11 protein-coding genes are annotated in these 10939 nt (G+C 68.0%); 7 read left to right on the top strand and 4 right to left on the bottom strand.

The window, feature by feature from the left end; all coding sequences use genetic code 11:
- Positions 1-45 precede the first annotated feature (45 nt).
- A complete protein-coding gene (locus tag GD1_RS08265; protein WP_059036671.1) occupies positions 46-453 on the bottom strand; it encodes a YccF domain-containing protein in 408 nt (135 codons plus the stop codon).
- A gap of 68 nt (positions 454-521) precedes the next feature.
- Here GD1_RS08265 and GD1_RS08260 point away from each other — a divergent pair, with 68 nt between their 5' ends.
- Positions 522-776 (top strand): hypothetical protein, encoded by a 255-nt coding sequence (locus tag GD1_RS08260; RefSeq protein WP_020792587.1) that lies wholly within the window; start codon positions 522-524, stop codon positions 774-776.
- A 3-nt stretch (positions 777-779) separates the two neighbouring features.
- Here the strand turns inward: GD1_RS08260 and GD1_RS08255 are convergent, their stop codons facing one another.
- Both GD1_RS08255 and GD1_RS08250 read right to left on the bottom strand, forming a co-directional pair.
- The gene (locus GD1_RS08255; protein ID WP_059036670.1) at positions 780-1349 is read right to left on the bottom strand and encodes a LemA family protein; all 570 of its coding nucleotides are present in this window, start codon (positions 1347-1349) and stop codon (positions 780-782) included.
- A 109-nt stretch (positions 1350-1458) separates the two neighbouring features.
- Positions 1459-3249: a DUF2207 domain-containing protein gene (locus tag GD1_RS08250; protein ID WP_059036711.1), complete on the bottom strand. Its 1791-nt coding sequence runs from the start codon at positions 3247-3249 to the stop codon at positions 1459-1461.
- Between the two features lie 195 nt (positions 3250-3444).
- Between GD1_RS08250 and GD1_RS08245 the strand changes: the two genes are divergently transcribed.
- The 6 genes from GD1_RS08245 (at position 3445) to GD1_RS08220 (ending at position 10207) form a co-directional block, all read left to right on the top strand.
- On the top strand, positions 3445-4728 hold the full coding sequence (locus GD1_RS08245) for a helix-turn-helix domain-containing protein (RefSeq protein WP_053776967.1): 1284 nt from the start codon (positions 3445-3447) through the stop codon (positions 4726-4728).
- A 290-nt stretch (positions 4729-5018) separates the two neighbouring features.
- On the top strand, positions 5019-5645 hold the full coding sequence (locus tag GD1_RS08240; protein ID WP_053776968.1) for a hypothetical protein: 627 nt from the start codon (positions 5019-5021) through the stop codon (positions 5643-5645).
- Between the two features lie 46 nt (positions 5646-5691).
- Positions 5692-6993 (top strand): alpha/beta hydrolase family protein, encoded by a 1302-nt coding sequence (locus GD1_RS08235; RefSeq protein ID WP_053776969.1) that lies wholly within the window; start codon positions 5692-5694, stop codon positions 6991-6993.
- Between the two features lie 211 nt (positions 6994-7204).
- The gene (locus tag GD1_RS08230) at positions 7205-8062 is read left to right on the top strand and encodes a hypothetical protein (RefSeq protein WP_059036669.1); all 858 of its coding nucleotides are present in this window, start codon (positions 7205-7207) and stop codon (positions 8060-8062) included.
- Between the two features lie 146 nt (positions 8063-8208).
- Positions 8209-9732 carry an aldehyde dehydrogenase gene (adh, locus tag GD1_RS08225; RefSeq protein ID WP_059036668.1) on the top strand — a complete coding sequence of 508 codons (1524 nt, stop codon included), beginning with the start codon at positions 8209-8211 and terminating at the stop codon, positions 9730-9732.
- Positions 9733-9784: 52 nt separating this feature from the next.
- Complete coding sequence (locus tag GD1_RS08220; protein ID WP_020792178.1) at positions 9785-10207, top strand: DUF779 domain-containing protein; 423 nt, start codon at positions 9785-9787, stop codon at positions 10205-10207.
- Positions 10208-10321: 114 nt separating this feature from the next.
- Here GD1_RS08220 and GD1_RS24995 read toward each other — a convergent pair.
- The coding region (locus tag GD1_RS24995) for an HNH endonuclease signature motif containing protein (RefSeq protein ID WP_169798184.1) at positions 10322-10939 on the bottom strand (618 nt) is incomplete at its 5' end.

Below are 10939 nucleotides of genomic sequence, written 5' to 3'. Positions count from 1 at the left end.
CCCGTCGCGGCGCGTCCTACGGCCGGGGCGTACGGCGAGATGCGTTCACACCGACACCGCGGCACCACCCGCGCCGACCTGATCGCTCGGGACGATGTCGGCGCCGAGCGGCAGCAGGGCGATCGGCACCATCTTGAAGCTCGCGATCCCCAGGGGGATACCGATGATCGTGATGCACATGGCGATGCCGGTGGTGATGTGTCCGATGGCCAGCCAGATCCCGGCGAACAACAGCCAGATGATGTTGCCGATCATCGACATCGCCCCGGCCTCGGGTTTGCGGACGACGGACCGGCCGAACGGCCAGAGAGCGTAGTTCGCCATCCGGAAGGAGGCGATGCCGAACGGGATGGTGATGATCAGGATGCAGCAGATGATCCCGGCGACGACGTAGCCGAGCGCCATCCACAATCCGCAGAGGAGGAGCCAGATGACGTTGAGAATGGTGCGCATGCCGTCGATTGTCCGCTCTTTGGGGCGTCAGGTGTGCGTTACGGCGCGGCGGGTTAACGTTACGAGCCATGGCCCCCGATGCCGATCAGGTCCGGACGACACTGTGGTGGCTCGTCACCACCTTCGTGCTCGTCGTCCGACTGCTCGCCACCATCGCGACCGTCCTGCTCACCATCTTCTGGGTGATCGCCGCCGTCCGTGACTCGTTCGGCAACGTCTTCTTGTGGCCGGCGGTCGGCAGCGCGGTCGCCCTGCTGGTCAGTACCTATCTGTACAGCCATCTGCGGGCACGCTATCCGCGCCGCAACGGCTGGATTCCCTGACCGTCAGAACCGCACCTCCGGAGGCTGCTGTTGCCCCTCGGGTGCGCGGTAGAACTCACGGTTGCCGACCTTGGCCATCCCGGCGAAGAACATCCACGGGATGGTCTGGACCAGCTGATTGAGGCGCGACACCGCATCGTTGTAGAACTGTCGGGCGAACGACAGTTTGTTCTCGGTGTCGGACAGCTCGGTCTGCAGGGCGACGAAATTCGACGACGCCTTGAGATCCGGATAGTTCTCGGCCACCGCGAACAGCCGGCCGAGTGCGCCGTCGAGGCGCCCCTCGGCGGCGGCCTTCTCCTCGACGCTGCCGCCCTGCGCCGCCCGCGCCACCCCGGCACGTGCGGCGGTCACCTCCTCGAACACGCCGCGCTCGTGGGTGGCGTACCCCTTGACGGTGTTCACCAGATTGGGGATGAGATCGGCGCGGCGGGTCAGCTGGACGTCGATGCCGCCGAGCGCCTCCTGGGCGGTGATGTCGGCGCGGCGCAGTTTGTTGAATCCGACGGCGGCGAGTGCGAGGGCCACGACGAACACGATGACGACGATGACGACGATGACGGTCAGGAGCATCGGAGGACTTTCTGTGACGGGGGAATCCGGGTGATGTGCGAGTCGGTGCGGGGCATGGGCATCGGTGTGGGTGGCGGTAGGGGCGCCGGCGGGGTCCGGTGGGGGCATCTCACCAGGAGCCGCCGCCCCCGCCTCCTCCACCGCCACCCCCGCCTCCGCCGCCGCTGCTCGACGACGAGGAGGACTGGCTGGCCGAGTACGCCGACAACGCCGAGGACAGGCTCGACTCGAAGCTGTCGATCCCGCCGCCCCCACCGAACAGGCCATGCGAGGAGCCCGATCCGGAGGAGACCAGCCAGACCGGTTGCGGCGGTTCGGCACCGGTGGCGATCCGGTACTTGCGTGCCCATGCGTCGGCGCAGTCGAATGCCACCGCATACGGGATGTAGTCGGTGTAGAGCTCACGCCGGGCACTGAAGTCGAGGCGCTCCACATTCGACGGCGTCGACAGCAGACGTTCGAATCCGCCTGCGCGTGACCACACGTCGCGTCCGAGCGGGGTCCGGCGGGTACCGACCCCGGACACGAACAGTCCGGCGCCGCCGACGGCGAATGCGGCGAAAGGCAACAGCCACAACGAGAACGGCGCCAGGAACACCGCGGCGATCGCGGCCGCGACGGCGAGCACCACCAGCCATCGGCCGGTCTTCTCCGATCGGCTGTGGGCCAGGACCCCGCTCCCGACCGCCCACGTCGCCGCGGCACCGGCCGCCGCACCCTTGGCGGTGTTGAGCTGTCGGCCCGCCGACACCGAGCCGTCGGCGTGGAAACTCGATCCCTTCCCGCCCAGACCCAATGCCGTGGCCACCGCCTGGCTGACCGGGTCGGCGGTGCTCCAGGTGACGGCGTCGATCTGGGAGGTGATGGTCCAGTCGTCGCCGGACCGCTGCAGCCGCACCAGATCCCGGTCGGCCATGTGCAGCAGCGTCGCCACCAGACCGCGGGCGGGGGCGGCCTCGCGGGTCACGTAGTAGGTCTGCACCGGCCCGAGGAAGCCTGCGGTCTGCCCGGGATCGCGTGGCGGCTCGTACATCACCGGGAGCAGCGGCGTCGCCTCACGGCTGCGCAGCACCCAGTAGACGCCGAGGGCAAAGGTGAGCGCCGACACCAGCAGGAGCACGATCACGACGGTCGGTGAGCGGCCCAGCACCAGGTCGAGCGGCTGCGGCCACGGCGCGGTGATCTGTGGGGGAGCGGCGCCGGCGAGGTCGGCGCGGAAGGACACACCGATCATCGGCGGCAGCGGGCCCGTGGTGACGACGCGGGTCGTCGGACCCTGTTCGGTCACCACACATTCCTCGCGGGTACCGATGCTGCACGCCGCCGACACCGGTTCGGACGGCAGCGTGACGGTGGTCGTCGACCGCTGGATGGGCATCTGCCAGCCGTCGGCGACGATCCGCCACAGGAAATGCGAGCCGCCCTCCCCGGTCCGGCTGCCCGACGACGACTGGTCGGAGGTGCCGGGGGCGAGCGCCCCGCGCACCGTGTAGGTGATCACATAGGTGTGCACCCCCTGCGGCACGTAGCGGCCGGGGTCGCCGATCTTCGCCACCACGAACCGGTGGCCCTGTTTGTCGTCGATCTCCACCGGGACCGGTCCGCCGTCATAGGTGACCTCGATGTTCTCCGGCTCGTAGCGGACCCTCGCATCGGCCGGGTCGGTGATGTCCCAGAACCGGAAGATCCCGTGGCGGCCCGACGGGAATGCGGTGGTCACCGTCTCGCGGGCGGTGAGCAGACCGTCGGCGGACACGTCATAGGTGGCGGTGTAGTCGGTGATGGTCACCGGGTCGGCCGACGATTCCGACGCCGACTCCGGGATCGCCCGGAACAGTGGGGCGATCAGTCCGACGAGGGTGAAGATCGCCAGGAACAGTGAGAACACGACGCGTTTCACCCGGGAAGCGTATGTGCGAAATGCCTGGCTGTACATGGTTCGGCCGGCGCGATGTCGATCGAACGATGCACTTGCTCGCCGGGAGCGGGCGAGGGGGTGCCGAACTCCGGTGTGGCCGGGTCGAAACCGGGGGTTGTTGCCGCAATCACACTTTTCACGGCACAATTGACGGCACCGGTGACGGAGAGAGGATGTATGGCCGAAGCTGGACCCTCGTCGCGGATTCGTCGTGCCTACGAGGAATTCCTTGTCGGGGTCAACCCGCCCACTGATGCGGTGCGATCGGTGGTGCGTGATTCCTGGGCCCGCTCACTCAAACGTGGGATAGACCCGGGAGAGGCCGTTCCGGAGGACGACGTCAGCGCGACCATGACGATGGCCGAGTTCGCCCGCTACCGCGACACCCATCCGATCACCTCGATCCGCCCACTCGTGCGATCGCTGATGCTCGACGACATCGCCGACACCGGCGTCGTCGTCGCCCTGACCGATCAGGTCGGCCGGCTGCTGTGGGTGGAAGGCGATTCCGAGGCCCTGGACCGGGCCGGCCGGATCAACTTCGTCGAGGGCTCGGTGTGGAGTGAGGACATCGTCGGCACCAATGCCCCCGGGCTGGCCCTGACCATGGACAAGGGTGTGCAGGTGATCGGCCCCGAGCATTTCGCCGGACCGGTACAGGATTTCAGTTGCGCCGCGGCCCCCGTGCACGATCCGATCACCGGACATGTCATCGGCGTCATCGACGTGACCGGTGGCCGTGAGGTGGCCGCGCCGTTCGCCCTCGCCGCGGTCCGCTCGGTGGTCGCCGCCGTCGAGCGCGAGTTACGTTCGCAGGCAGTCGATCTCGCCGATCCTGCGACATTTGCCGCCGAGGCGCCGGAACCGGCGGGTGCCCGACTGGTGGTGTTGGGCGACAACGGTTATCGCTGGGAGTCGGGGAGCGGGACCGCCCGGCAGCTGTCCCGGCGGCATGCCGAGATCCTGGTGCTGCTGCAGGAGTACCCCGAAGGCCTCAACACCGAGCAGCTGGCGATGCAACTCGCCGGCGACGAGATCGACCCGGTCACCGTTCGCGCCGAGATCTCCCGGCTGCGTCGCGATCTGGGCCCCGACGTGGTGCGGTCGCGGCCGTACCGACTCACCGCCGACCTGGTCTCCGACCTCGCCGACCTGCGCCGCCGCGTCGCCGACGGTGCCGACACCCGCGCGATCATCGACGACCTCGGCCGCGGTGGGCTCCTCGTCGAATCCAGTGCGCCGGGCATCGTCGAGATCTTCGAGGTGGTGCGCGAGGACATCCGGTCCCGGGTGATCGCGGAGGGCGAGGTGGGTGCGTTGCGCACCTGGACGTCGTCGATCCACGGGCGTGACGACCTGCAGGCGTGGCGCCGGCTGGAACACCGACTGCCCGTCGGGCACCCCGACCGCGCCGTCGTGGGCGGACGCATCCGGCTGCTCGACCGTCGTTACGGCGTCTGAGGCCCCGCCCCTGCCGAGGGCGCACCGGCGCCGACGTCCCGCGGTGGGCCCGACCGGGACGATCCGGGTGCTGACCGCCCGGCCGTGGTGAGCGGCATCTGCCGATGACATCCGTCTGGGCGGTGATCGTGCGGTCTGCTCGTGGCGGATTGCCCTGTGGCAGCGAAATCACCGCCATCCGACGGACGACGGGCATGTGGTGTGCAGCGCACAGTGAGAAGCACCGATTCGAGAACCACATCGAATCATCGCCTCCCTCAGACGATCTCTGCAGACCCGAAGGACCCGCCATGAATGCCAAGGACATGATCATCGGCCTCGCGCCGTGGATACTGTTCTCCCTCGTCGCCTCCCACCTCGGCCCCGACGCGGCCGGATGGGCGGGCCTCGCAGCCTTCGCCGCCGCCGCGGGACTCCTCCTGGTCAGCGTGCTGCAGGGCCGTTCGATCAAGATCCTGGACGCGGCCGGTGCCGTCACCTTCGGGATCATCTCCGCGATCGGCTTCACCGGCGGACATGCGATGGACGTGTGGCTCACCGACTACGGCCGTGGCGCCACCACGGTGATCCTCGGTCTGGTCATGCTGGTCTCGGCCTACACGGTGCCGTTCACCGAGCAGTACGCCCGTGAGACCGTCGACCCCCGCTACTGGTCCAGCCCGATCTTCCGTGCGAAGAACAAGGCCATCAGCCTGCTGTGGGCGGGGACGATCTTCGCCATGGCCCTCAGTCACCTGATCGCCGGAGTACTCGCCGGTGCGGACGCGGTGTCGGGCGGTCATCCGGGCAACGTCCTGCTGAACTGGGTGATCCCGATCGTCCTGATCGTCTTCGCGGTCAAGCGGACCCGGCGCATCGCCGACGCCGACACCCCACCCGCACCGGTGCCCGCCGGTCACGCCGGACCGCGTCCCTGACCGGCATCTCTGACCGGGCCACCACCGAAACCGAAAGCGATCGATCGTGAACATCCTGCATCCGACCCACACCGCCTACTCCACGGGTTTCTACTCGGACCCCGGTCGCGACTATTCGGTGCGACTGCTGCTCGGCTACTGCGGCTCCGGGGCGGCCGACGCCGGCGAGGTCCTGCGCACCATCGACACCGTCGGCGCCGGTCACCAGCGTGACTGGTACGAGGCATGGCATCGCGTCGGGCGGCGACTGGCCGCCGACGCCGATGCCGGCGCGGCACGCGGACACCGCATCAGCGCGGCATTCGCCCACCTGCGGGCGGCCACCTATCTGTCCGAGGCCTTCGACGCGCTCGACGGGATCGCCGACGACGCCGAGCGGATGCCGGTCTTCGCCGAGCACCGGGCCGCCTGGGAGAAATTCGTCGACGACGGGCCCTTCGTGGGACGTCGGCTGACGATCCCGTACGAGGACACCACGCTGCCGGGCTGGTTCCTCTCACCCGGCGACGCCGGCGACGAGCCGCGACCCACCCTGGTGGTGGTCAACGGCAGCGACGGGTCGGTGTCGGGTCTGTGGTCGTCGGCCGCGCACGGGGCGTTGCGTCGCGGCTACCGGGTGGTGATGTTCGACGGACCGGGTCAGCAGTCGATGCTCTTCGAGCACGGCGTGACCTTCCGGCCCGACTGGGAGGCGGTGCTGACCCCGGTCACCGACACGGTGCTCGGGCTGACCGGCGTCGACCCGCGACGACTCGCGGTCTACGGCATCAGCCAGGCCGGGTACTGGGTGCCGCGGGCGTTGGCGTTCGAGCACCGGTACGCCGCGGCCGTCGTCGACCCGGGCGTCGTCGAGGTGCAGACGTCGTGGCTGGACAACATCGGCGGCACACTGGGCAAGAAGCTCGCCCAGGGCAAGTACGCCGACTTCGACTCGATGATGTCGATCGGGATGAAGGCGAGCAAGGCCACCAAGCGGATGTGGGACTGGCGTGCCCGCCCGTACGGCTCCGGCAGCTACTCCGACACCATGCGGGCCGTCGCCGAATACACCCTCACCGATGACGTCGCCGCACGTATCGCCACCCCCGTGCTCATCACCGCACCCGAGGACGAACAGTTCTGGCCCGGACAGTCCGAGAGACTGGCCGCCATGCTCGGTGACCGGGCGACGCTGATCGCCTTCACCGCGGCGGAGGGGGCGAGCGGACACTGCGAGCCGATGGCGCGGGCGCTGACCGAGCAGCGGATGTTCGATCGGCTCGACGAGATGCTCGCCCATGCGTCAGGCGCCGATGCCGATGCCTACGCCGATGCCGACCCCGGGGCGGCCGGGGTCGCGGCCGGATGAACGCCTGAATTGCCTGGATTTCATATCTTCGGGCGATACCCGACGACGCCGTCGGCGCCTACCCTTACCCGGCATGACTCGATCCGGCTTTCCCCCGATCCCGCCTGGTCCCACCCCGGGCGGCATGCCACCGGGGCCCGGTCCCATCCCGGGCGGCATGCCACCGGGGCCCGGGCCTCAGCGCCGGTCGGTCCCGATCCGCAAGGTCGCGATGGGCGTCGTCGTGGCGGGGCTGGTGCTGGTGGCCCTCGGGATCGTGACGACCGGAGTCGGTGTGGTCATCACCGGAATGGTCATCGCAGTCATCGGCATCCTCGTCCTCGCGGGGCGTACCCCGGGCAGCCTGGCTGTCGTGCTCGGCCTGACCGCATTCGCGACCGGCATGTCGTATGCGTTCGCGGTGGAAAACACCTACGAGTACGAATTCGGCACCGGACGTAGTTCGAGCTCGTCGGACTTCCAGGTGAACGGCGGCGCGATCGCCATCGCCGTCATCGGGGTGATCCTGGTGATCGTCGGATCGGTCCTGAACAAACGGCGTGTGCGGTGGCCGAGTGACCTCGGACCCGCTCTGGCGGGGGTGGGGAGCGCGGCGCGGCAGGCCGGTGCGGGTCTGGCGCGCTCCACGCAGTCGGCGATCACCGCTGCGCAGCGGGGTATGCAGGGATCGCGCCCGGATCAGACCGTCACCGCTCCGGTTCCGCCGAGTGCACTGCATGATGCGCTGCTGGCGATCCTCGCGCCGTCGGCGCCCGGGCCGCGCCCGGCGGGATACCTGTTGGAGAACCGGCCGGGGCTGATCCGACTGGCATTCGGTGCCGCCGACCGGCCGCCGCTGTTCGTCCTCGAGTTCCGGATCACGGCCGCGGCGACGCCACCACCGCCGGGGCCGCCCGGCTCGCTCCAGCCGCCCTCGTCGTCGGCGCAGGTCTTCACCGTGTTCAGTACGCCGGCGGCGCCGCCGGCCACCGGGATCGTCGCCGGTGAGGTACGCGCCGAGATCCTCGGTCTCATCGATCGGCAACTTCGGCTCCAGCTTCCCGGAGCTCAGGTTCAGGCGGGGGGCTGACCTGCGGTTTTGAGGGCATCCAACGTTGCAAACGTATCTGCAACGTGGCTGCAACCACACCACTCCTACGCTGTGCAACAGATCACATTGGCGGCCACCAACCGCCGGTGACACCCAGATGAATGCACTGAGGAGCTGGAGAAGAGATGACTGTCTACGCAAAGCCGGGCACTGCGGGCTCGGTGATGAGCTTCGAGTCGCGTTACGACAACTGGATCGGCGGCCAGTGGACCCCTCCGGTGAAGGGCCAGTACTTCGAGAACCCGTCCCCGGTGGACGGCAAGACCTTCTGTGAGGTCGCCCGCTCGACCGCCGAGGACATCGACCTCGCGCTCGACGCCGCCCACAAGGCCGCCCCGGTGTGGGGCAAGACCTCGGTCGCCGAGCGTTCGCTGGTGCTGCTGCGCATCGCCGACCGCCTCGAGGAGAACCTCGAGAAGATCGCCGTCGCCGAGACCTGGGACAACGGTAAGGCCGTCCGCGAGACCCTCGCCGCCGACATCCCGCTCGCGATCGATCACTTCCGCTACTTCGCCGGCGCCCTGCGCGCCCAGGAAGGGTCGATCTCCGAGATCGACGAGGACACCGTCGCCTACCACTTCCACGAGCCGCTGGGCGTCGTCGGCCAGATCATCCCGTGGAACTTCCCGATCCTGATGGCCGTGTGGAAGCTCGCCCCCGCGCTCGCCGCAGGCAACGCAGTGGTTCTCAAGCCGGCCGAGCAGACCCCGGCGTCGATCCTCTACGTCATGAGCCTGATCGCCGACCTGCTCCCGGCCGGTGTGATCAACGTGGTCAACGGCTTCGGCGTCGAGGCCGGCAAGCCGCTCGCCTCGAGCAACCGCATCCGCAAGATCGCGTTCACCGGTGAGACCACCACCGGCCGCCTGATCATGCAGTACGCCTCGGAGAACCTGATCCCGGTCACCCTCGAGCTGGGCGGCAAGAGCCCCAACATCTTCTTCTCCGACGTCATGTCGGCCGACGACGGATTCCTCGACCGTGCACTGGAGGGCTTCAGCATGTTCGCCCTCAATCAGGGTGAGGTCTGCACGTGCCCGAGCCGCGCTCTGGTCCAGGAGAGCATCTACGACAGCTTCCTCGAGAAGGCCGTCGACCGTGTCTCGAAGATCAAGCAGGGCAACCCGCTCGACACCGACACCATGATGGGTGCCCAGGCGTCCAACGACCAGTACGAGAAGATCCAGTCGTACCTGGCGATCGGTAAGGAAGAGGGCGCCAAGGTCCTCATCGGTGGCGAGGCCGCCGACCTCGGAGGCGACCTGTCGGGTGGCTACTACATCAAGCCGACCGTCTTCGACGGCCACAACAAGATGCGCATCTTCCAGGAGGAGATCTTCGGCCCGGTGCTGGCCGTGACCACCTTCAAGGACTACGCGGACGCCATTCACATCGCCAACGACACCCTCTACGGTCTCGGTGCCGGCGTCTGGAGCCGCGACGGTGCCACCGCCTACCGCGCCGGCCGCGAGATCCAGGCCGGTCGTGTGTGGACCAACACGTACCACGACTACCCGGCCCACGCCGCCTTCGGTGGTTACAAGCAGTCGGGCATCGGTCGCGAGACCCACCTGATGATGCTCGAGCACTACCAGCAGACCAAGAACCTGCTGGTCGGTTACGCTCAGAACGCGAAGGGCTTCTTCTGATCGGGAGATCCCGCCGCTTCTGAGCCAGCTCGACCGAAAGCAGGTGAACCCCGTGTCAGAACAGAACGTTCCTGATCGGGTGGTCGCCACAGACACCGCCGTGCAGCTCCTGACCAAGTTGTCGGAGCTGCACGGCGGCCTCATGATCCACCAGAGCGGTGGATGCTGTGACGGTTCCGCCCCGATGTGTTATCCCGTCGGCGAGTACCGGGTGGGCCAGCGCGATGTGCTGGTGGGCGAGATCGTCCTCCCGGAACCGCTTCCCGCCGTGCGGGTCTGGATCAACGGCGACCAGTTCGAACTGTGGAAACACACCCAGCTGGTCCTCGACGTCGTCAAGGGCCGGGGCGCAGGATTCAGCCTCGAGGCACCAGAGGGAGTGCGGTTCCTATCTCGCTCACGGGCTTTCAGTGACGACGAGAACGCAGTACTCGCCGCTCACCCGCCCTTGACCGGGGCGACCGCCGGCGTCTGAGGGACCGATAGACCGACAACTGAAGACGAGAACAGCGAGACCACCTGCCATGCAGGTGGTCTCGCTGCTTTCGAGCGCGGTCGGGTGTGGCGCACGAAGGTGTGCGTTCCCATGTCAGAGTCCGAGGCCTTCCAGGATCTCGACCAGTCGGGTCTCGATCGGCCCGACGGGGGTGATGACTTCCCGGATCGGGAGTCTCAACCCAGTGTCTGTCGGGTCGGGGTTCGGCGTGATGTCGATGGGTGGTTCGATGTGGATGGGTGGGTCGAACACCTTGATCACCAGGGCATCGTCGTCGATCATGACGTACCCGTCGTCGGTGGTGCTGTCGAGAGTCACCTTGCCGGGCTGACCAGCCTCAGTGCTGCTGCTGGTGGTGGTGCCGGTGTCGGTGCCGTGGATTTCGGCACGTACTTGTGCCAGGTGTTCCACATACTGTTGTCCAACATCGGGGAGTCGGTTGACCTGTTTTTCGTTCTGGGGTCGGCCGGGTTTGGCGTTGCGTTGCCACCACGTGCGGCCCTCATCCGGACCCGATCTGACTTTCCCGGTGGTGTACTGGCCGGGTAGATCACCCACCATCCGATGATGGGTGGGACACGCCGGTGCCAACTCGATGATGTCGGTGCGGCCACCGTCGGCGAAGTCGTTGACCGCATGATGGATTTCGACGTGTGCCGCGGCCCGATCGCATCCGGGTGCCGAGCAGTGATGGCCGTCGGGTGCGGAAAA

This window comes from Gordonia desulfuricans NBRC 100010 (assembly GCF_001485495.1).
In the GTDB taxonomy this organism is placed as follows: domain Bacteria; phylum Actinomycetota; class Actinomycetes; order Mycobacteriales; family Mycobacteriaceae; genus Gordonia; species Gordonia desulfuricans.
Note: the sequence above shows the minus strand (reverse complement) of the source record. Positions and strands in the feature narration are given on the sequence as shown.